Genomic DNA, 20,867 nt, shown 5'->3' on the forward strand with positions numbered 1-20,867 from the left:
CTCTGTTTCGCATTGATCAGTTGCTTCGCGTCCAGGGATAGCCCTTGGCTTCGAACTCGGACGTGAATTCCGCCACTGCTGAGGTGTAGGTTGCCATCAGCCGGTCCGCATCCAGACCAACGCTGCGGGCATTTTCCATCCAGTCCGCAATAAAGGGTTCTGCGGCGGCATTCAGCGCTGCCTTGTCTGCCTCGCTCAGCTCGATGACCTCGATCTTGCGGTTGGTCTCGCCTGCGGCCATCGCCTTCATCGCCTTGCCGTTGGCCCCGGTCACGATCTTGGCAAACTGGTCGGCCAGTTCCTCGCCCGCCTGCATCAGCACCTGCCGCTGGCCGGCCTCCAGACCGTCAAAGACCTGTTTGTTCATGAACATGCCGTAGCCGCCGATCTGCCCCCAGTTCAGGACAGTATAGCTGTCGATCACCTCGTCCCACTTCAGCGAGGGCACAATGTAATCATAGCCCTGGCTGCAGTCGATCAGCCCGGTGTCCAGCCCCTGATAGGCCTCATAGACCGACAGGTTCACGCGGGTTGCGCCCATTTCACCAAAGACCTTGCCGTAGACGCCGGCACCGCGGACTTTCTTGCCCTTGATGTCCTCAACCGAACGGATCGGCTCTCCGGCGCAGGCCACATTCACAGCCGAGGCGGTGAAGGTGCCGATATAGACCAGGTTCTGGCGGGCCAGATGTTCGGTGATCTGCGGTTCCGACCGCATCAGATGGTCAGCCGCGCGCATGGCGACCCAGGCATTCGGCCCGCCGATGGGAAAGTCAGCCAGCGAATAGGCCGCCATTTCCTTCTGGAAATAAGCCGCAATGATAGACCCGGCATCGGCCACCCCGTCGCCGATCCCCTGCACTGCCGCGCTTGCCTTGAACAGCGCGCCGCCCCATTGGACGTCCATCCGCAGATCGCCTTCCGACAGTTCGCCAATACGGCTGTTGTACCATTTCAGCGCGGCAGGAACCGTGCCCCGGTCCGGGCCGCTGTGGCCGTAGTAAATCACGGTCTCCGCAGACACCGCCGTTGCACCAAGACCGGCCGCAATGGTCAGCCCTCCCAGAATATTCCTGATCATTCCCATGACTGGCATCTCCTCCTCGAAAGCCATTCGCTTCATTTTACTATGTGGAATTTTAACGTTCTGTCCAGAATTTTATTCCACATAATGGAATTTATAATGACTGCCTGCGCCCGACCCGCAGCAGAACAGGACTCCCTCTTCTGCTCCTCTGCAGGACAAGAAATTGGCGCAGCAATTCACACGTTTTCAGCCAGCTCTCTGGCAAAGGTTTCGATCAGTTTCGCTTTCAGGATCTTACCCGTCGGCGCGGCAGGCAGAGCCGTGGCCACGATAATACGTGCCGGCCGTTTGTAGGGCGCAAGCCGGTCATGCAAAAAGGATTTCAGCTCTGCTTCCTTCACATTGCTGCCGGTGGCGGCGCTGACGAATGCCAGAACCTCCTCGTTCCCCTCAACAGTACGGCCCACCACGCTGGCGACGACCACATCAGGATGCTCGGTCAGCGCCGCCTCGATCTCAACCGGATAGACATTGAAACCGGACCGTATGATCAGCTCCTTGGTGCGCCCGGCAATATGCAGCCGACCTTCATCGTCAAAGCGGCCCAGATCGCCGGTGCGGAAGAACCCATCCTCTGTCAATGCCGCCGAAGTTTGCTCCGGGTCGCGGAAGTAGCCCTTCATGACTTGCGGGCCGCCCACTAGGATCTCCCCTATACCTTCCTCCGGAGTGGCGCCCGGCGCATCCAAGTCGAGCTTAAGGGTGCAATCGCCCATAGCCAGGCCGACGCTGATGTCAGGATCGCCGAATGCGTTGCGGGTGGCACAGACACCCGCTGTGCCTTCAGTCAGCCCATAGCCGTTTTGCAGCGGCAGGCCATAGAACGCCTCCGCCTCGCGTTTCCAGGCCGGATCCAGGGGCGCACCGCCCGAGGACACAAACCGCAGCTTGCCCGCATCATAGCGCGGCTTGCCGTTTGAGCGGGCATAGTTGAACAGATGCGCATGCATCTGCGGCACCGCAGGCAGCAGGGTCACATCTTCCTGCAGCGCCTGGTACAGCCGCTCGGCCGAGAATTGCGCCTCCATCCGCATCGCGGCTTGCGCCAGGGTGACAGACAACATGGCGATCAGTCCGAAGATATGGCTAAGCGGCAATGCCAGATAGGTCACATCCGACTGCAGAATACCCCGCACCTCTGCTGCCGCCGCGGCCCCTGCGATCAGGTTTGCATGGGTCAGCATCGCAGCCTTGGGCGTGCCGGTTGTGCCCGAGGTATATAGCAGAAGGGACACCTGTTCACGCCTATCCTCTGACACCGGTTCCGGAGTGGCGCCTGCGCGCGGCATCAGCGCAGCGGCGCCAAAGGCACCCTGCACATCCTGGGCGCCATAGTGATCCGCATGGGCGCGGGCCGCCGCGGAAGAGGCGGCTGTGAACATGACGGCACTGGGATCGGAATGGGCATAGATCCGGTCCAGCTCAGCCGTGGTCAGCCGCGCATTGATTGCAACTGCCGACGCGTCCAGAATGCTTGCGCCATAGAAGAACGCAATCACCTCGGCGCAGTTCTCGAACACCAGCACCACCCGGTCGCCGGGCCGGACGCCAGCGGCCTTCAACTGTTCCGCTGCGGCAGATGCCGCTTGGGACATTTCCTGCCAGCTCAGCCGGCGGCCATCATGATCCCTCAACGCCAAGGCACCGGGACGGGCCTCGGCGGCTGCTTGCAGCAGCCCGTGTACGCGGTTGTGCATGTCTTTCCTCCTCCCCTTCGCCGTCACGCCGCCAAGCCCAGCCGCCCGAACGCCGTCAGCGCCTCAGCCTCGAGGCGGCCGGTGATTTCGGCAAAGGGTTCCACCTTGTCCACAAACCCCAGCGCATGGCCTGCCGACAGCAACCCCTGCGACACGTCGCCGGTGGCATAAGCCTGGCGCCCGATCTTGCCCGACACATGCTTCAGCAGTTCCTGAATGCCGATCTCCGGATTGTCGCGCTCCAGCTTGGCAACTGTTTCGGTGGTAAGGTTGCGCAGGCTGCGCACGGTGTTGCGCACCGAGTGCATGGTCAGCTGCGTATCCAGCTCGCTGGCATTCACCATTGCCTGCTTGTAATCCGGATGCGCGGTCAGCTCGCTGGCAACCAGGAACCTTGTGCCCATCACCACGCCCGCCGCCCCCATCACCAGCGCCGCCATGATCTGCTTGCCGTGGCCGATGCCGCCGCCGATCAGCCAGGGGATAGTCAGCCGCTCCTCCGCCAGACCCGCATTGACCATGCTGCCGACCATGTCCATGCCGGGATGGCCGCCGCATTCGGCGCCGACAATCGACACCATATCGACGCCCACCTGCTCGGCCTTCACCGCATAGCGCAGGCTGGGAACCTTGTGCAGGACGGTGATCCCCGCGTCCTTGAGGATCGGCATAAATGCCTCGGGGCTGCGGCCCGAGGTTTCGACAAATTGCACGCCCTCGTCCGCAATCAGGCGGAACACCTCTTCGGTTTTCTCACCCGGCACCAGCTTGGGGATCATCGAAACATTGACCCCGAAAGGCTTGCCCCCGCACAACCCCCGGCAGCGGCGGATCTCGGCGCGCAGATCGTCCATCTGGGGAAAACTGGCGGCCGTGATGAACGAGACAATCCCGGCCCGCGCCGCAGCGGACACGTATTCGGCATTGGCAAGCCATTGCAGGCCGCCCGCCACAACCGGCAGCCGGGTGCCGTAGGTCCGGGTCACGGGCGTGTCGAAAATCGCCGGAAGTGCAGAAGTATGCATCATGTCGGTCTCCTTACCGGAATACTGGGGATGTTTTGCTGAGAAAGGCGCCGATGCCCGCCTGGGCCTCGTCACCGCCAAGGGCCTTGGCCATGGCATCGCGTTCATGCGCAAGCTGGTCTTCGAAACCGGCTGTTTCGGCCTGATTGAGCAGTGCCTTGATGCCGGCAATCGCCATCTCCGGACCGCGGGCCACTGCCGCGGTCAAAGCCTCGGCCTGCGCCAGGGTGCGGCCCTTGGGGGCCAGCTCGGTGACCGCGCCCAGCTGGTGCATGCGCCCGGCGCTGAGCGGCTCGGCCAGCATCGCCATCCGCGCCACGGTTGCCCGCGGCAGCGCCTGTGTCAGCGCATAGGTGGCGCCGCCATCCGGCACTAGGCCCGCCTTGACATAAGCAAGAGTGAACTTCGCCCCCTCTTCCGCCACGATCATATCCGCCGCCATTGCCAGAGACAGCCCGGCCCCGGCTGCGCCGCCCTCGACGGCTGCAATCACAGGCTTGGGGCAGGTCCGGACCGCACGGATAAGCGCGTTCAGCTTGCCGATCTGCACCTGCCGCTCCTCAAAGGGCATCGCGCGGCGTTCCCGCAGCATGTTCAGGTTGCCGCCGGAACAGAAGAACCCTCCCTCGCCCGCCAGGATCACCGCCGCAATCGCCGGATCCTTTGCAGCCCGTGCCAGACCGTCCTGCAAACCCTGGTAATACTTATACGACAGCGCGTTGCGCATCGCCGTATTGCAGTTCCAAATAATCAGGGTCCCGCCGCGGACCTCATGCCGGTAAAGCGCGCTCATGCCGCCTCCTCAGTTTCTGTCTTGCGCACCCGCTTGAAGACACCGGTGGAGGCCGCAATCAGCCGCCCTGCCCCGTCCCGCAGGTCACAGGAGACAAATTTGGTTGTCCTGCCGCCGCCGGTGATCCAGCCGGACGCGCGCACCGTCCCCTGCCGGGCCACCGCCAGGTAATTGACGTTCAGCGACAGGGTGACAAAAGGGGTGAGGCCCTGCGGATCGCAGGACAGGCTGGCGGTGATCCCGCTGGCCGTATCCAGCAACGTCGCCGCAACCCCGCCATGCAAGCCGCCCTGGTGGTTCAGGTGCAGGCTGGAAATCTCCAGCACGCAATGCGCCTCAACCGCCTGCGCGTCGATTTCGATGCCGTAACCCATCGCTTCAAACAGCGGGATCAGGGGCCTGTCGGGACGAACCGGCGGCATGGTTCAGCCGGCCTTGAGCGCGATGAAGCGCTCCAAGTGATAATCGGTGTCGCCGAACAAATGATCGATCATCGTCAGACGGCGGGCAAAATGGGACAGCGCGTATTCATCGGTCATGCCGATGCCGCCATGCATCTGAATGCACTCCTCGGCCACCAGCACCCCGGCCCGGCCAATGAGGTTCTTGGCGGCGCTGACATGGATTTCCCGCAGGTGGCGCGGCTGATCCAGGTTGCCCGCCAGGTTGATGACAGCCGAGCGCGCCTGCTCCACCTCGATCAGCATATCCGCCATCCGGTGCTGCAGCGCCTGAAACTTGCCGATCGGCATGCCGAACTGCTTGCGTTCCTTCAGGTAGCTGATGGTCAGGTCTTTGGCCGCCTCCATCGCCCCCAGCGCCTCGGCGCAGATGGCTGTCAGACCGCGGGCAACAGCGGCTTCCAGCGCGTCCAGCCCGTCTCCGGCCGCGCCTAGCCGCGCCGTCTCCACCAGCCGCACATCATCCAGCGCAACCGTTGCAGACGGAATGCCGTCCATATTGCGATGGCCGCTGACGGTGACGCCCGGCGTGTTCACCGGCACCAGAAACAGCGAAATGCCCGCCGCATCCGCCGCAGCGCCGGCCTCCCGCGCCGAAACCACCAGGGTCTGCGCCTCGGCGCCGTACAGCACATGGGTCTTGATGCCGTTCAGAACGATGGCACCGCCTGCGGCTGCCGCCGTGGTTTCCACGTGGTTCAGGTCATAACGCGATCCGGCTTCGCCCTGGGCCAGCGCCGCCACATGGGTTCCGGCGATGATCTCATCCGCCAGTCCGCGCTGGCGGCCGTTGCCGAATGCGGCAATCAGCCCGCCCGCCAGCACTGCCGGCAGCACCGGCTCGATAACTCCAGCGCGGCCCAACTCTTCGAACACCACCATCAGGTCAAAACCCCGGCCGCCGAAACCGCCCTGATCCTCGCGGAACATGGCGCCCAGCACGCCCAGTTCGGCCAGCCCGGCATAGATCCCGGTATCAAAGGGCTCACCCGCCGCGATCAGCGCCCGCCGGTTCTCGTGCGAGTATTTGTCCGCCAGAAACCGCTGCAGCGTATCGCGGAGCATCATCCGTTCTTCGGTCAGATTGAAATCCATGTCGCCTGCTCCCGTTACAGCCCCAGAATGGCCTTGGTGATGATGGTGCGCTGCACCTCGTTCGAGCCGCCGAAGATCGACAGCTTGCGCATGTTGAAATAAGAGGGCGCCGCCGCCGCCGCATGATCCGGCCCCAGCGCTGCTGCATTGCTGCCGCCATCCAGAAAGTCAGGCTGGAACGGCAGCGCGTCCGGCCCCATCGCCCGGCGCAGCAGAGAAGTCAGCTCCTGCCGGATCACCGTGCCCCTGACCTTCAGCATCGAGCTTTCGGCGCCGGGCGCCTGCCCCTTGGCCGCTGCCGAGACAACCCGCAGGTTGGTGGTCGCCATCGCCATCAGGTCGATCTCTGCCTGCGCCATGCGGGCCGCGAAATGCGGGTTCTCCGCCAGCGGCCGGCCGCCGGACTTCACCCGGCCCGCGACATGTTTCAGCGTGGTCAAAAGCGCCGTGGCAAAGCCCACGCCTGCGATATTGGTGCGCTCATGGGTCAGCAGGTACTTGGCATAGGTCCAGCCCTTGTTCTCCTCACCCACCAGGTTCTCCGCAGGCACCCGGACGTTGTCAAAGAACACCTCATTCACCTCCGGCTCGCCGTCGATCAGCACGATGGGGCGCACCGTGACACCGGGCGTGTCCATGTCGATCAGCAGGAAGGAGATCCCCTCCTGTTTCTTGACGTCCGGATCTGTCCGCACCAGGCAGAAAATCCAGTTTGCGTGCTGGCCCAACGTGGTCCAGGTCTTCTGGCCATTGACCACATAGTGATCGCCGTCGCGCACCGCGCGGGTCTTGACCGCCGCCAGATCGGACCCGGCGTCCGGCTCTGAATAGCCCTGGCACCACCAGTCCTGCCCGTTCAGGATGCGCGGCAGAAAGCGCTGCCGCTGCTGTTCCGACCCGAAGGCCAGCAGCACCGGCGCCAGCATCGACAGACCAAAAGGCAGGCTGCGCGGGGCATGGGCCAGGCAGGCTTCCTCTTCAAAGATATGGCGCTGCACCGCGTTCCACTCGCAGCCGCCATAGGCGCGCGGCCAGTTCGGCGCCAGCCAGCCGCGCGCATTCAGCAGGCTGTGCCACAGTTCCACGTCCGCCTTGGCCAGCCGCTTGCCCAGCCGCACCTTTTCGCGCAGCTCATGCGGCAGGGTTTCCGTCAGCCACTGGCGTACCTCTGTCCGAAACGCCTGTTCTTCCTTGGTGTAATTCAGATCCATCGCGTGGTGCCCCTCAGAAGATTTCAAACAGGCCGGCCGCACCCATGCCGCCGCCGATGCACATGGTGACAACGCCCAGCCTGGCGCCGCGCCGCCTTCCCTCCAGCAGCAGATGCCCAGTCATCCGCGCGCCGGTCATCCCAAACGGATGACCGATCGAGATCGAACCGCCGTTGACGTTGCAAATCTCCGGGTCGATCTCCAGCCGGTCGCGGCAGTAAAGCGCCTGCGAGGCAAAAGCCTCATTCAGCTCCCACAGATCAATGTCGCTGACCGTCAGCCCGTTCCGTTCCAGCAGACGCGGCACCGCATAGACCGGGCCGATACCCATTTCATCCGGCTCGCAGCCTGCCACGACAAAGCCTTTGAACGCGCCCAGCGGTTCAGCGCCTTCGCGTTCGGCCACCGCGCTGTCCATCAGCACCAGCGCCGCCGCCCCGTCGCTCAGTTGCGAGGCATTGCCGGCGGTGACGAAATGCCCTTCTCCCTGCACCGGGGCCAGCCCGGCCAGCCCGGCCAGCGTGGTGTTCGGCCGGTTGCAGTCGTCCATGGCAAAGGTCACCTCCTTGCGGGTGATCCCGCCGCTTTCCTTGTCCTTGAAGGCCTGGGTCACGGTGATCGGCACAATCTCATCATCCAGACGGCCCGCGGCCTGCGCCGCTGCCGTGCGCTGCTGGCTGGACAGCGCCAATTCGTCCTGCGCCTCACGGCTGATACCATAGCGTTCGGCGACAATGTCAGCGGTCTGGATCATCGGAAGATACAGCTCCGGCTTGTTTTCCAGGATCCAGGTTTCCTGTGCCTGCGGCGGGCGTGCGGGAGGCATTTGGCTGATGCTTTCCACCCCTGCCCCGATCGCGGCCGGCGCACCCTCCATCACAATCGAATGCGCCGCCATCGCAACCGCTTGCAGCCCGGAGGAACAAAAGCGGTTCACCGTGGCCGCAGAAACCGACACCGGCAGCCCTGCGCGGATCACCGACTGGCGGGCAATGTTGGACCCAGTCCAACCCTCAGGGTAGCCGCAGCCGATCAGCGCGTCCTCAATCAGGTCCGGCGCAATGCCTGCGCGCTTGACCGCGTGGCGGATGGCATGGCCGGCAATGGTAGCCCCATGGGTTTCATTGAAGGCGCCGCGGTAGGATTTGGCCAGACCGGTGCGCGCGGTGGAGACGATGACCGCCTGTTTCATTAAAAACTCCTTCAGATGTTGAGACTGGCAAAGCTCCGGCCTTCGGCGGCCAGACGTTCCAGCAGCGGCGCAGGCTGCCAGAGCAAGGGATCTTCTTCGTGGAAGCGGCAGATATCCTGCAGGACCCTGTCGAGCCCAATGGCATCCGCATAGTGCATCGGCCCGCCGCGCCAGCGCGGAAACCCGTAGCCGTTCAGCAAGGTCACATCCACATCCAGCGGCCGCAGAGCGATGCCATCGCCGACCACGCGCGCTGCCTCGTTCACCATTGCTGACATGTAGCGGCTGATGATTTCCGCATCGCCGATGCTGCGGGGCGTGATGCCCTTGGCAGCACGTTCCGCAGAGATGATCTCTTCCACCTCCGGGTCAGGGCGAGGACTGCCAGCACCGTCCTCGTAGATATAGAACCCGCGCCCGGTCTTGCGCCCGAACCGTCCCAACTCGCACAGCCGGTCGGCAAACTCGGGGTAGGTCTCCTGCGGATCGCGTTCCGCCGCCAGGCGTTTGCGGTTCGCCCAGCCGATATCCAGCCCCGCCAGATCACCGACTGCAAACGGCCCCATCGCCAGTCCGAAGCCGGTCAGCGCCCTGTCGACCGCATACGGGCTCGCCCCTGCCAGCACCATTCCGTAGACCGCCTTGCTGTAATGCGAAAGGATCCGGTTGCCGATGAACCCGTCACAGACGCCCGCGCGCACCGCCACTTTCTTCAGCCGCTTGGCCAGCGCAAAGCCGGTCGCCACGGCATCCGGGGCGGTTTCAGCCCCTACCACAACTTCCAGCAGCCTCATCACATGCGCCGGTGAGAAGAAATGCAACCCAATCACATCCTGCGGGCGGCTGGTCATTGCTGCAATCCGGTTCAGATCCAGATAAGAGGTGTTCGACGCCAAGATGGCCCCTGGCTTGCAGACCTTATCAAGCCGGGAAAACACGTCCTTCTTGACGTCCATGCTTTCAAACACGGCTTCGATCACCAGATCCGCCTGCGCGAAGTCTTCGTACGCAGTGGTACAGCGGAAGGCTACGGCAAGCATGGCTTCGCACTGCGGCCCGGACAGTTTGCCGCGTTTCACAGCACTCTCCAACATCTTCCCGACGCTGGCCGCAGCTTTTGACGCCGCCGCCTCGTCGCGTTCAAGCAGGGTCACGTCCAGGCCCCTAAACAGTGCACTAACAGCTATCCCCGCCCCCATTGTGCCACCGCCAACAACACCCATCCGGTTGATTTCACGCGGCTCGACCCTTTCCGAATCCGGCAATTTTCCAGCCTGCCGCTCGGCAAAGAAGGCATGGATCAGGGCCTTGCTCTGATCGGAAGCCATCAGGTCCTGAAACAGCGCGCGCTCTGTCTTCAGCCCCTCGGCGAAGGGCAAGGACATTGCCGCCTCCACCGCATCCACGCAGGCCATCGGCGCGACGGCCCCGCGTGCAGCCTTGGCTGTTTTGGCCCGGAGGGCCGCCAGACCCGCCTGCTCCAGTGTATTGCACGGCAGGCTGCCGGCCGGGCGCGGCCCCTTGCCCGCCGCGATCAGGTCCCGCGCAAAGGCAACACCTTCGGCGCAGGCATCACTGCTGCCCGCAATCCGGTCGATCAATCCCATCGAGAGCGCCGCATCGGCATCAACCGGTTTGCCGCCGGTGATCATCCGGGCCGCATCTGCCGCCAGGATCAGCCGCGGCAGGCGCTGAGTGCCGCCTGCGCCAGGCAGCAGGCCCAGCGTTACCTCCGGCAGGCCAAACCGGGTTCCCTTCACCGCGACACGGTAGTGCGCCCCCAGGGCAACCTCCAGCCCGCCGCCAAGCGCATTTCCGTGCATCGTGGCAATAACCGGCACAGGCGCCGCTTCGATTTCATTTATGAGGTCCGGCAGAACCGGCGCCTGGGGCGGTGCGCCGAATTCCCTGATGTCTGCTCCGGAAAAGAAGCTGCGGCCCGCGCAGCAGATAACCACCGCTTGGGTCTCCACGCTGTTCAGCGCCTTGTGCAAACAGTCCTGCAAGCCCGCGCGCACCGCGTGCGAAAGAGCATTCACCGGCGGATTCTCCACCGTCACAACAGCAATGCCATCATCCATTGCCAGATTGACCAGGTTCTCCATTTGCCCCCGCACGTTGCTCTCAGAAACTCTTGCTCGTGTTTTGCTAACCAATCCGATTCAAAATTTCAATATGTAAAATTTCATTCCTCCTTTCAGAATTTCCTTCCGCCGAGACGGCTGCTCATCCGTATGGTCACACAGGGCGCGGCGGAGAAGGCGAGCCAGCACGCGCTCACTGTCAATCGTGCTGCATGTCGACCAGTCAGGTTCCGGACCAGGGCCCATGGTGAAGGTCCGCTTCTGCAGCCGGTCAAGTACGCACACGCATGTGCGGCGAACTTCCGGAGACCGCTCGTCGTGCAGGACAAGCGAAGAGCGAACGGCGGCTCGGGTCGTGTCTGCTTCGGGCCGACTAGGCCAGTTGGCTAAGTACTTGCGCCTAGACTATGTAAAGCGCGCTTACTGCGCTTCGCTGTCGCCATTGCTACCCACTTCATCCAAGTGTGCCATATCGCCTCACAGGGCTTCCGCTTTCGGGAAGGCGGTCCCGAAATATCGCGTTTGCAGCCGAATGCGCGCTGCGCTTGGCACGGATGTCAGAAGGGCTGCCTTCCGTCGTCTTGGGGAATATTCGCAGTCCCTTCGGCGCATGAATGGCGGTGTCTAGTCGCGACGGTACAGCGGGAAGCTGCCTCCGCGTTACATATCAGGTGTTACTTTTATGTTTATCGAGCTGAAGCGTTACGGTCCTACTCAATATTTTCAACAACTTAGCCCATGTGTAACGCTGTAACGCCTGTAACGGCGGGGAAAGTGTATACCTCTTACTCTCTCCGGCAGGAGATCTCTTTCTCTCTCTTTATATATAACTATTTGTGTGTTACATACATAGACATACATACAAACTCCCAGCATTTTCAATATCTTAACCCTGCAATAGGTGTGTAACGTCCAGCGCCAAACCGTTACATCGTTGATTTTAAATGACTTTTTCAGAGCCACTGCCCTCACCTGCGGCAGGAACGTCGCATTTTCAGGCTCCTCGGTGTATGGCGGCCAATGGAATGAAGAAAATCATCAAATGTTTTCAAAGATGTAACGGAACCTGCATGCTAAACGAGCCTTGATGCTCGTGTTGAACAGAAGGGAAAGCCCATCTGGGGGGCAAAGGTCGGCTTGAATGGCAGCCTGCCCTGGTCTTGCCGCAACAGCAGCAGATCTCGGCACTGGGACCCTCGAAGGCTGAAGAGGGCTGCGGTTCATGTCTCCCCGGAATTGTGGAGAACTGACAAATGCCGCTTTCGGTTTTCAACCTCATCGCCCACATTACCCCTGAGATTGAATTTAGGGCGACAAGTGAGCCACCAGATGAACGAAAACCTTGTCCGTATCATGCGCGCGGAACATCTGCTCCACCAGGTTTGCGAGGACGCACTATCCGAATATGTAGCGGAGTGCGGTATGCGCGCCAGCGGTCACGGAAACCGCTGCAATCCGGTCAGGAACAATGCCAGCGGCCCAGATATCCTGCAAGGAGGCAACTAGCGCTGACCACCAGCCTTCCGGCCTTGCCGGAGGTCGCCATGTCCCTCGTCTATGCAGCGTCTAAACCATCGCCAGCAGTGCGGTCCTTCGGCAAATTCGTTGGGTTGCATCTGGGCGGAACAAAATCGTGACCGCTTTAATGCACTCTGCAGCGCGAAGCCCAGCCTGGAACCTGGAACTCACCGCACCAGGGAAATTGGCGGCATTGGGCTCCTGTCCAACCGGCCCGGCAGGTGATAGGCAATAATTCTGAACTTGTTGATGGAGAGATTGGAGAGATTGGAGAGATTTATGAGCGCAAACGGCGCATGTGAATACGGGGGCAAAATTGCATACCTGTTCACAAGCCGACCTGCGTGGCTGTCCAGGCTGCGTCCTCAGCGAAGGGCGGCATTTGCCCCGCGTCTTTCGTGTCCAAACGCCATGCAGCGAAAGCGCGGTTTGGTTCAGCCGTTCGAAACCAGCAAACAATGACTGCTTCCGCGACAAGGGCTGCAATGCAGCAAGAAGTCCTCCGCATGTGCATAGCGATGCTGCGTCGGCGAAGACGAATAATCCAAGGCCGACTTATCCCGCGCAGCAAACCTTGGCTTGTCACGCAACAAAAGGCAGCAATCGGTCCTATTTCGGCCCGCCGTCCATCTCCCCACGCGAGATTCTCGTCAGCCGCGCTTCATCTTCCAGCTCCCATTTCTGACGCAGACCGCGAACGTAATCCGCGTCCTTTTTCAGCTTTTGCCGTTCTGTGGCGAGGACGCGTTTAACGGTCCGGGCCACCATTTGTGCAATGCGTGCGACCAGAAGACACGGCGCGGGCTGGAGGGGCGCGTCGGCTCCCAAAGTCCCGCCAATCCTGGCCAACAGTGCTCTCACCTCTTCAAGCGTTTTATGGGCAGCGTGGAAATCCTGATTGACCCGCGCAAGCGCTTCTTTGCGCGCCGTCTTGAACATCGCGCCCCATCCGCGCTGGAACGCCTTTGCAATGCGCGATGCACCTTTGGGTGAACGTTGCGCATGTCGCTATACGCCCCGGATTGTCATGCTCACCCGACTGGTATCGTCGTGGCGTCAGGCCAAAGTGCGCAGCGACAGTGCGGGATCTTTTGAAGCGCGCAGGATCATCAATGGCGGCTTTGAAGGTCAGCGCAGCTATTGGACCAACACCCGGAACTGTCATCATTCGCAGACAGACTTCGTCACTCCTAGCCGCATGTTTTACCCGTCGATCCAGATCGAGGAACTGCCGATATATCTCGAGCCGGGCATCCAGCAGCGGCAACATGGCGTGCGCCAAGACTCCGTCGGCTTCGATCAACGGGCGCACTATGTCATCGAAACTACCATGCTGGACAGTCTTGGGCAGGCGCAGCCCAAAGATCTTCAAGAGCCCCCGAACCTCGTTCGCCAGATCGATTGTCTTGTTGAGCAAGGCCTTGCGGCAACTCAGCAGCGCGCGAACACCATGCGCTTCCCGGCTCTTCATGTGAACCGGGCTGAACCAGCCGGTTCTCAGGATATGAGCAATGCCGCGGGCATCGTTCTTATCGGTCTTGTTCCGCATCGCCGACAAAGCGGCGCTGACCTGGCGGGCTTCCATGCAGGCGACATCAAAGCCATTGTTCGTAAGACCGTAGAACAAATGCTGACTCATGGTGCCAGCCTCAAACCCGATCCTTGCAATCGGGTGCGCGAAACTCTTCAGACACTGGGCGATTTCATCGACGTCACAGGTCAGTTCACGCTCAAAAGCAATGCCACCCCTCGCGTCCACAATGCACAGAGCGCACGATCGCAACGACACATCCAGCCCGGCAAAAAATTCCATCGTCTCTCTCCCTTACTCACAGATTTCCTGTGATCCTATCGGGAGCTCGACCTCAGTTCAGGGTCAGCCCAATTACGCATGCTTAGCGCCGTCAGCGGCATGCTGCACATGCGAGAGGCTGCCAGATGCTAACGGCCGATATGGGGCTCAGTTGACCTGCGGCGATGCAGAACAGAATCCTATTGCGGCGTTGCCTGAAGGTCGGCTTCCAGCGTTTCACCATGTTCGGCTCGCGCCTGCGGAGAAGGTCCGGTTCCCGCCCGACCTGCGTGTGCTGACCGACCTGACTGGCCACCTGGCAAGGGGCCGCTTCGGGCTGCCTGCCGTCATTCACGCCTGGCGCGGCGAATGCCCGGTCCGAGCCCGATTTGACCGATGCTGCAAAATGAACGGACGTCCGCTATCGCCCGCCCGTCAGCGCGGCCCAGTAGTCGGGGATCAGGGAGCATGAGTTTGCGACCGATCAAGAGGTGCCGGCCAGGCGCGCGTTCCATGAACGATGGAATGATGGCGGCCTGACCGGCGATGGTGCGTTTCTTACCTCGAGCGCTGATCAGAAATCAGCTTGGACGGCGACGACAAAGCTGCGCCCAGGCTGGGCAACACGGCCGATCGGGCTCACGTCAACACCCCGGGTATAATAGTCCTCATCAAAGAGGTTGTTGATCGCTGCAGTAAGGCGGACATTCCGGTTGGAAACGCCGAGTTCCTTGGACGCCTGCAGGTTCCACACCCAGGCAGACGGCAAAGGGCCCGCCGAGCCATCGGCCGTTTCAGCCTGAGTGTTTGCGGCGTCACTGAAAGCAGCGCTGCGGTAATGGCCATTGAGGCCGAAGGCCCAGCTGTCCAACTCGTATTCGGCCATCACATTGAACTGATGGTCCGAGGCGTAGGGCACTTCGTTGCCCGCAAATTGCCCCGAAAGCTGCTCGGTATCGGTCAATGTGTAATTCGCCTTCAGCGACAGGCCCGGCACCGCATAGGGCTGCCAAGCTGCGGTCAGCTCTACGCCCTGGTGGCGGGTCTCGCCCAGGTTCTGAAACTGCAGGCTGGAGCGGTCAAACTCGATCTGGCCGGAGAAATCGATCCGGAACAGCGCTGCGCTGAGGCTGATGTCCGAGGTTGGCTCATAGCGCATCCCCAGCTCGTAGTTCCACGCCAGTTCGTTGCTGACCGGAGCGCCGCGGGTCACCTGCGCCACCTGCGGAACGCGCAGGGACTTGTTGGCATTGGCGAATAGGAAGACGCTGTCCGCCGCCTGGAAGCCAAGCGCCAGGCCGGGCAGGAGTTCGGTGGTGCGGTTGCCCGACGCGGTGTTGTTGATGCGGTCGCTGAAATCGGTCTCGACGGATTCGTAGCGCAGGCCGGGGGTGATCTCCAGCCGGTCATTCATCAGCGAAACCGTGTCACTGATGTAAGCCGCATAGGCGTCGGTTTTGAAGTACCAGTCCCGCGCGGCCGTGGTGGTGCCGGTGGCCAGATTGGTGCGGTCGACGGCAAAATCGACCTCTTCGCGCACGTAACGGGCGCCAACCACCAGCTTGTGCGAGGCATTTGTGGAGTGGAACAGATGCGTGTAGCGGGGCTCGGTGCCGTATACCGTGAATTCGCGCGGGCTGCTGGCCACGTCAGTTGCCGGAGTGTCCGGATCGAACGGCTGTCCGAAATCGAAGGCCCGGTCCGACTTGTGCGCGAAATTCACCCAATGGAATTCCCCGTTGCTGCCGATCTGGCGGTCATAGGTCAGAGATGCGCGCAGGGTTTTTGCATCGAAGGCATCATGCGGGCGCGTTGATTGGCTCGGATCCTGTTCGTAGGACTGAGGAGACAGCGCGCCGGGCAGTTCCGCGTCCACATCGTAATACTGCAGGCGGCCCTTCAGGCCGCTCTGGTCATCAATCCGCCATTCACCATCAAGCATGACGTTCAGGACATCGGTTCCGGAATGCTCCCGGCCGCCGTCGCCAGTCACGGCGTTGACCTGCGCCTGCAGACCGAAATCGGGGGACACGAAGCCGCCCCACCGGAAGTAGGTATCGCTCAGAAGGTTGCCGGTGCGCTCATCCACGATGAACTCCTGCTTGGCGGTACCGGAGAGCTCTTGCGGGATCGGCTTGCTGATCAGATCGATCACACCGCTCACATTGTTCGGGCCGAAACGGACAGCGCCGCCGCCGCGGACGATATCTGCCCGGGCGATCGTTTCCAGGCTGGCCGGAAACAGCGAGAGCCCGGTTCCGGTGTAAGGCGCCAGCGCCAGCGGGATTCCGTCCAGCAGCATCATGACCCGCTCGCTGCGCAGGGGGTTGAGGCCGCGGATCCCGATGTTGGGCAGCACGCCGGTGCCGGTCTCGTCTTCGACACGGACGCTGGGAACCTTGCGCAGCGCATCGTCCAGCGTCCGGTTCCCTTGCTCATGGAGGTCCTTTTCAGACAGGATATCACGTGCGCCCGGGTAACGCTTGACCTCTGCTTCCGTGGAATCGCCGAGCCAGCTGCCGTCGACAGTTATTGCTTCCAGTTCCAGGACTTCGGCAGCCGGCTGATTGGCCGGTTGCGCGTGCAGAGCCGCCGGCATCCCCAGGCTTGCGGCTGAAAGCATTAGAAGTCCCAAGGTGCTGACTGGTGAGCCAAGAGACCGCTCTGGCCGTATGTAAGTATTTCCTGCGTGAGTGGTTCGCATTTTCGTGTTCCTCGTTCCGATCGAAATTCGCATCCGGAAGAACTGCTTGCAGGAGTTGTTCTGCGCATTCTTTGCGCCAGCCGGTACCCGTGAGCATGGGGCAGCCGGCAGGTCTCTCTGTCTTTTGTTAGGCTGTATTCGCCGCGGTTCACATGGTCCTGATGCAACCGGGCTTGACGGACTGCCGCTTGGCTGGGTCCCGGCTCTCATAGGTGGCAGCCCCCGCGCCGTCAATCCTGACAAAAAAACTTTTTTACAGGCTGTCAATGGCCGTGCGGGCCCGCGGATATCCTGCATAACCGCATTTCTGACAAAAAGACTTTGACGGCGCATGGCCTTGCCTGTAACTGCAGCCATCAGCCAGCCTTCCGGCAAGCCAGATACGCAAACGAGCTATGGTCCCGGGTACATGCGCTGCTTCATTCTTGCCATCGTCCTTGGTCTCGCCGCTGCTGCCGCTCAGGCGCGCGAGGTGGTTCATGCGCTTGGCACGGCGCAGGTCCCCGATGCACCGCAGCGGATCGTGGTGCTGGAATTCTCCTTCCTCGATGCCTTGGCTGCGGCCGGTCTGGTGCCGGTGGGGGTTGCGGATGACAACAAACCCGAGCGCATCCAGCCGGTGCTTCGGGAACTGATCGGGGACAACTGGACCAGCGTCGGCACCCGCAAAACCCCGAGCCTGGAAGTGATTGCCGCCCTGCAGCCTGATCTGATCATTGCAGACACAGACCGGCACGGGGCAATCCGCAGCACGCTGGAGCAGATTGCTCCGGTGATCTTCTATGACAGCCTGACTGGCGGTTACCAGGACGTGCTGACTCAGGCCGCCCGTATCGGCGAAGCTGTGGGCCGGGGTGAGGAAACGGCCGCGTTTCAGGCCAGTCACGCCGCACGTATGAACGCGATACGTGAGCAAATCGCGGCTGCAGCCGATGGCCGCCCCGCGCAATTCGGGGTCGCCAGCAGCCGAGGACTCTGGCTGCACAGCCCGCAATCTTATGCCGGCACATTTCTGGCTGCTCTCGGTTTCGAGGCAGCCGGGCCTGTGACCGAGGGCGGCACTTACGGTGCTCTCTACCAGCCTGTGACGCTTGAGCAGCTATCGGAATCCGATCCTGCCGTCCTGATCCTGGGCAAACCTGCCAAGGGGGATACGATTGATCAGGCCTGGGCGTCCGAAGCACTTTGGCAGCAGCTTGAAGCGGTCCAGAAAGGGCATGTCTTTGAAGTCTCTTCCGATCTCTGGTCCCGGTCGCGGGGGATGCTGACCGCCGAACAGTCCGCCGCAGATCTTCTGGCCATTGCAAAGTCGCTCCAGTGAACGGGGCCCGCTGTGTGATCCAGGCCGGCGAAAGGCATACGGTCCGTTGGGACCGGGTATTCCGGGCGTTGGCAGGCTGTACTGCAATTGCCGTTGGCATCGGGCTTTCACTGGTCACAGGCGGGCGCAGTGACGTCGGGCTTGCCGATCTCGCAGGCCTGTTTCTGGGAGCCGAAGCGACACTGGCCGAACAGACCATGCGCGATATTCGAGTGCCGCGCACTCTGTCAGCGGTGCTGCTGGGCGCCAACCTCGGGGTGGCCGGGCTGCTCCTGCAAGCGGTGACACGCAACGGCTTGGCTTCGCCGGGCCTGCTGGGTATTAATCAGGGGGCTGCGTTGGGGATCGTGCTGGGGGTGGCGGCGCCTGGGTTTGCGGCAGTGCCATTGCCGCTGCTGGCCACGTTCTGCGCCCTTGCCGCGGCAGCTCTGACCTTTGCCATTTCGGGGGCATTTTCCGGGCGTATCGATGCCATGCGCCTGATCCTGGGCGGGATTGCCGTGGGCGCACTTGGGTTTGCCGCAGTGCGGCTCGGCTATACGCTGGAGGACGACGTGTCGCGCCAGATCGTTCGCTGGACAGTCGGCGATGTCGCCGGGGTGCGGATGGATGCGGTGGTGCGGCTGGTTCTGGTTGCGGTGGCGGGCGGCGGCGCAGCCTTCGCCCTGGCACACCGGCTCAACTTGATGGCACTGGGACAGGCCGCCAGCCACGGGCTGGGTGCGGATCCCCGCCGAACGCTGGCCGCCGGCACCGCAGTGGCCGCCGTCCTGACCGGGGTCAGCGTGTCCGTCGCCGGACCCATCGCCTTTGCCGGACTGGTGGTGCCGCATCTCGCCAAAAGCCTGGCGGGCCCGGATTACCGCCGGCTGGTGCCGCTGGCCGCGCTTCTGGGAGCCGGGCTGATGGCCTGGGCAGACGCGCTCTCGAAATTGTGGCCAGGCATGGCGGAGGTTCCCGTCGGCGTCGTAGTTGCCTTGATCGGTGCGCCTTGGCTTCTGGCGGCAGTTCTCAGCGGCGAAGGAGCAGGCAATGCTCGCTGAACCTGTATCCTATCACCGTTTCGGCAGCCGCCGGACTTTCTGTACCCTGGTCATTCTCGCGCTTGTTCTGACTGCTGCCGTGCTGTTCGGCCTGACCAGTGGCGCAGTTTCCATCCCTGCCAGAATCTTATGGAACACGCTGCTTGGTTTGGAGGGGCCCCGTCAGGATTTCATAATCCTCAACCTGCGCCTGCCCCGTACCCTTCTGGCCGCCCTTACTGGTGCCTCGCTCGCAGTCTCCGGCGCGGTGATCCAGTCGCTGCTGCGCAATCCGCTGGCCAGCCCGAAGATCGCTGGCATCAATTCCGGCGCCGCCTTTGCCGTTCTCATATGCACATTGATCCTGCCCGGTCACGCCAGCGGTTTGGCCCCCTATGCGGCAGCAGCGGGCGGGCTTGCAGCTGGCGGTCTGGTGTGGATCATGGCCAACCGCGGACAGGCGGAGGCCGCGCGGCTGACCCTGATCGGAGTCGCAACCGGGTTTGCACTGGATGCTGCAGTTGAATTCCTGCTGGTCACCCAGACCGGGCCAGAGTTTTCCGCGCCGATGATCTGGCTATCAGGCAGCCTGTGGGGCCGCGGCTGGACGCATCTCACCGGCGTCGCTCCGGTACTGTCCGTGCTGATCTTACTGGCCTTCCTGCTGAGCTTCCGGCTGGATCTGCAATATCTCGGCCCCGCCCGTGCGGCAGCGCTGGGGGCACGCAACCGGCTGGAGCGCGGAACGGCCTTTCTGGTGGCAGCCCTTCTGGCTGCCATTTCGGTCAGCGTGGTCGGGGTTATCGGCTTTGTCGGCCTGATGGCGCCGCATATCGCCATGCGGGTGGTCGGCGGGCGTCATTGGCCGCTGCTGCCCGCTGCGGCGCTGACCGGCGCAATCTTCTGTACGGGCGCGGATGCCGCTGGCCGCGCCATCGCACCGCCGGTTGAGATTTCCGCCGGAATCATCACCGCGCTGCTGGGCGCGCCGTTTTTCATTTGGCTTCTTGTAACAGAAAGTCGCGGCCAGGGAGGCGCCGGATGATCGAGCTTGAAAACCTCGTGGCAGGTTACAGGTCGTTCCGCCTCCACCCTGCAACCTTGCGCTTTGACGCTGGCAAGCTGACCGCGCTGATCGGCCCGAACGGCTGCGGCAAGTCCACCCTTTTCAAGGCGGTATCGGGGCAGCTGAAGGCGGAGCGCGGGAGGATCCGCGTTGGCGGTGAAGACATTGCGTGTCTGTCCCCCCGCGCACAGGCCAGACGGCTGGCCCTGCTGGCACAGGACAATGAGGTGCCGCCCGGGGTCACTGTGGGCGATCTGGTTGGCTATGGCCGCGCGCCGCATCAGAACCTGCTGGGCATCGGTGATGCCGCCGACCGGGCTCATGTCGCCCGTGCCATAACCCGGATGGGGCTGGAGGATCTGGCCGGGCGCAAGCTGGCGGCCCTGTCCGGCGGCCAGCGCCAGCGGGCGTTCATTGCCATGGTTCTGGCTCAGGACACGCCCGCGATGCTGTTTGACGAGCCGACCAGCTGGCTGGACATCCGTCACCAGGTGGAGGTGCTGCGGCTGATGCGCAGCCTGGCCCGCGAGGGGCGGAGCTGCATCACCGTGCTGCACGACATCCCGCAGGCGGCCCGCTATGCCGATGAAATCGTGGTCATGAACGCAGGCCGGGTGGTGGCGCAAGGCGCGCCCCAGCAGGTGCTGACCACGGAGCTGATCGAGCAGGTCTATGGCCTGCCCGTTGAAATCCATCCCGACCCGGTAACCGGCACTCCGGTCCCGGTGCCGTTGGAGCCGGTCTGCCAGGTTCAGTAGTTCAGCAGGCAGCAAAGATTGGCTTGCCAAGCGTCGCAAGT

The 20,867-nt window shown here is 62.5% G+C and carries 16 protein-coding genes; 4 read left to right on the plus strand and 12 right to left on the minus strand.

What is annotated here, in order from left to right:
- Nucleotides 1-16 precede the first annotated feature (16 nt).
- The 12 genes from A2I95_RS18095 to A2I95_RS18150 form a co-directional block, all read right to left on the minus strand.
- Entirely contained in the window at nucleotides 17-1,087 is a 1,071-nt protein-coding gene (locus A2I95_RS18095) for a C4-dicarboxylate TRAP transporter substrate-binding protein (RefSeq protein WP_291731834.1), read from the minus strand.
- A gap of 176 nt (nucleotides 1,088-1,263) precedes the next feature.
- Nucleotides 1,264-2,784, minus strand: coding sequence for a class I adenylate-forming enzyme family protein (locus tag A2I95_RS18100; RefSeq protein WP_291731836.1), 1,521 nt, complete (start codon nucleotides 2,782-2,784; stop codon nucleotides 1,264-1,266).
- 23 nt (nucleotides 2,785-2,807) lie between these two features.
- A complete protein-coding gene (locus A2I95_RS18105) occupies nucleotides 2,808-3,812 on the minus strand; it encodes a nitronate monooxygenase (RefSeq protein WP_291731838.1) in 1,005 nt (334 codons plus the stop codon).
- Nucleotides 3,813-3,822: 10 nt separating this feature from the next.
- On the minus strand, nucleotides 3,823-4,602 hold the full coding sequence (locus tag A2I95_RS18110) for an oxepin-CoA hydrolase, alternative type (protein WP_291731840.1): 780 nt from the start codon (nucleotides 4,600-4,602) through the stop codon (nucleotides 3,823-3,825).
- The gene (locus tag A2I95_RS18115; RefSeq protein ID WP_291731842.1) at nucleotides 4,599-5,024 is read right to left on the minus strand and encodes a PaaI family thioesterase; all 426 of its coding nucleotides are present in this window, start codon (nucleotides 5,022-5,024) and stop codon (nucleotides 4,599-4,601) included. The genes A2I95_RS18110 and A2I95_RS18115 overlap by 4 nt, the downstream gene beginning before the upstream one ends.
- A gap of 3 nt (nucleotides 5,025-5,027) precedes the next feature.
- Nucleotides 5,028-6,158 carry an acyl-CoA dehydrogenase family protein gene (locus A2I95_RS18120; protein ID WP_291731844.1) on the minus strand — a complete coding sequence of 377 codons (1,131 nt, stop codon included), beginning with the start codon at nucleotides 6,156-6,158 and terminating at the stop codon, nucleotides 5,028-5,030.
- A 14-nt stretch (nucleotides 6,159-6,172) separates the two neighbouring features.
- Nucleotides 6,173-7,369 (minus strand): acyl-CoA dehydrogenase family protein, encoded by a 1,197-nt coding sequence (locus A2I95_RS18125; protein WP_291731846.1) that lies wholly within the window; start codon nucleotides 7,367-7,369, stop codon nucleotides 6,173-6,175.
- Nucleotides 7,370-7,382: 13 nt separating this feature from the next.
- Nucleotides 7,383-8,561: an acetyl-CoA C-acyltransferase gene (locus tag A2I95_RS18130; RefSeq protein ID WP_291731847.1), complete on the minus strand. Its 1,179-nt coding sequence runs from the start codon at nucleotides 8,559-8,561 to the stop codon at nucleotides 7,383-7,385.
- Nucleotides 8,562-8,572: 11 nt separating this feature from the next.
- Nucleotides 8,573-10,666: an FAD-dependent oxidoreductase gene (locus A2I95_RS18135; RefSeq protein ID WP_291731849.1), complete on the minus strand. Its 2,094-nt coding sequence runs from the start codon at nucleotides 10,664-10,666 to the stop codon at nucleotides 8,573-8,575.
- Nucleotides 10,667-12,772: 2,106 nt separating this feature from the next.
- Nucleotides 12,773-13,102, minus strand: a complete 330-nt coding sequence (locus A2I95_RS18140) for a hypothetical protein (RefSeq protein WP_291731851.1) — start codon at nucleotides 13,100-13,102, stop codon at nucleotides 12,773-12,775.
- Nucleotides 13,038-13,976: an IS110 family transposase gene (locus A2I95_RS18145; RefSeq protein ID WP_291731853.1), complete on the minus strand. Its 939-nt coding sequence runs from the start codon at nucleotides 13,974-13,976 to the stop codon at nucleotides 13,038-13,040. Before A2I95_RS18145 ends, A2I95_RS18140 begins: the two co-directional genes overlap by 65 nt.
- A gap of 553 nt (nucleotides 13,977-14,529) precedes the next feature.
- A complete protein-coding gene (locus A2I95_RS18150; RefSeq protein WP_291731854.1) occupies nucleotides 14,530-16,578 on the minus strand; it encodes a TonB-dependent siderophore receptor in 2,049 nt (682 codons plus the stop codon).
- 490 nt (nucleotides 16,579-17,068) lie between these two features.
- On the opposite strand from A2I95_RS18150, the gene A2I95_RS18155 reads away from it, so the two are divergent.
- The 4 genes from A2I95_RS18155 to A2I95_RS18170 are packed head-to-tail and all read left to right on the plus strand — an operon-like array spanning nucleotide 17,069 to nucleotide 20,826.
- On the plus strand, nucleotides 17,069-17,980 hold the full coding sequence (locus tag A2I95_RS18155; protein ID WP_291731856.1) for a Fe(3+) dicitrate ABC transporter substrate-binding protein: 912 nt from the start codon (nucleotides 17,069-17,071) through the stop codon (nucleotides 17,978-17,980).
- Complete coding sequence (locus A2I95_RS18160) at nucleotides 17,977-19,023, plus strand: iron ABC transporter permease (protein WP_291731858.1); 1,047 nt, start codon at nucleotides 17,977-17,979, stop codon at nucleotides 19,021-19,023. Before A2I95_RS18155 ends, A2I95_RS18160 begins: the two co-directional genes overlap by 4 nt.
- Nucleotides 19,013-20,047, plus strand: coding sequence for an iron ABC transporter permease (locus A2I95_RS18165; RefSeq protein WP_291731859.1), 1,035 nt, complete (start codon nucleotides 19,013-19,015; stop codon nucleotides 20,045-20,047). The genes A2I95_RS18160 and A2I95_RS18165 overlap by 11 nt, the downstream gene beginning before the upstream one ends.
- A complete protein-coding gene (locus A2I95_RS18170; protein ID WP_291731861.1) occupies nucleotides 20,044-20,826 on the plus strand; it encodes an ABC transporter ATP-binding protein in 783 nt (260 codons plus the stop codon). Before A2I95_RS18165 ends, A2I95_RS18170 begins: the two co-directional genes overlap by 4 nt.
- Nucleotides 20,827-20,867: the final 41 nt, after the last annotated feature.

Source organism: Leisingera sp. F5, assembly GCF_001593695.1.

Bases quoted from the DNA above. Each gene is read 5' to 3' on its own strand.
- A2I95_RS18165 (WP_291731859.1), top strand. From the start codon at position 19,013: ATGCTCGCTGAACCTGTATCCTATCACCGTTTCGGCAGCCGCCGGACT.
- A2I95_RS18150 (WP_291731854.1), bottom strand. From the start codon at position 16,578: ATGCTTTCAGCCGCAAGCCTGGGGATGCCGGCGGCTCTGCACGCGCAA.
- A2I95_RS18095 (WP_291731834.1), bottom strand. From the start codon at position 1,087: ATGGGAATGATCAGGAATATTCTGGGAGGGCTGACCATTGCGGCCGGT.
- A2I95_RS18100 (WP_291731836.1), bottom strand. From the start codon at position 2,784: ATGCACAACCGCGTACACGGGCTGCTGCAAGCAGCCGCCGAGGCCCGT.
- A2I95_RS18125 (WP_291731846.1), bottom strand. From the start codon at position 7,369: ATGGATCTGAATTACACCAAGGAAGAACAGGCGTTTCGGACAGAGGTA.
- A2I95_RS18155 (WP_291731856.1), top strand. From the start codon at position 17,069: ATGCGCTGCTTCATTCTTGCCATCGTCCTTGGTCTCGCCGCTGCTGCC.
- A2I95_RS18170 (WP_291731861.1), top strand. From the start codon at position 20,044: ATGATCGAGCTTGAAAACCTCGTGGCAGGTTACAGGTCGTTCCGCCTC.
- A2I95_RS18115 (WP_291731842.1), bottom strand. From the start codon at position 5,024: ATGCCGCCGGTTCGTCCCGACAGGCCCCTGATCCCGCTGTTTGAAGCG.
- A2I95_RS18130 (WP_291731847.1), bottom strand. From the start codon at position 8,561: ATGAAACAGGCGGTCATCGTCTCCACCGCGCGCACCGGTCTGGCCAAA.
- A2I95_RS18145 (WP_291731853.1), bottom strand. From the start codon at position 13,976: ATGGAATTTTTTGCCGGGCTGGATGTGTCGTTGCGATCGTGCGCTCTG.
- A2I95_RS18105 (WP_291731838.1), bottom strand. From the start codon at position 3,812: ATGATGCATACTTCTGCACTTCCGGCGATTTTCGACACGCCCGTGACC.
- A2I95_RS18140 (WP_291731851.1), bottom strand. From the start codon at position 13,102: ATGTTCAAGACGGCGCGCAAAGAAGCGCTTGCGCGGGTCAATCAGGAT.
- A2I95_RS18120 (WP_291731844.1), bottom strand. From the start codon at position 6,158: ATGGATTTCAATCTGACCGAAGAACGGATGATGCTCCGCGATACGCTG.
- A2I95_RS18110 (WP_291731840.1), bottom strand. From the start codon at position 4,602: ATGAGCGCGCTTTACCGGCATGAGGTCCGCGGCGGGACCCTGATTATT.
- A2I95_RS18135 (WP_291731849.1), bottom strand. From the start codon at position 10,666: ATGGAGAACCTGGTCAATCTGGCAATGGATGATGGCATTGCTGTTGTG.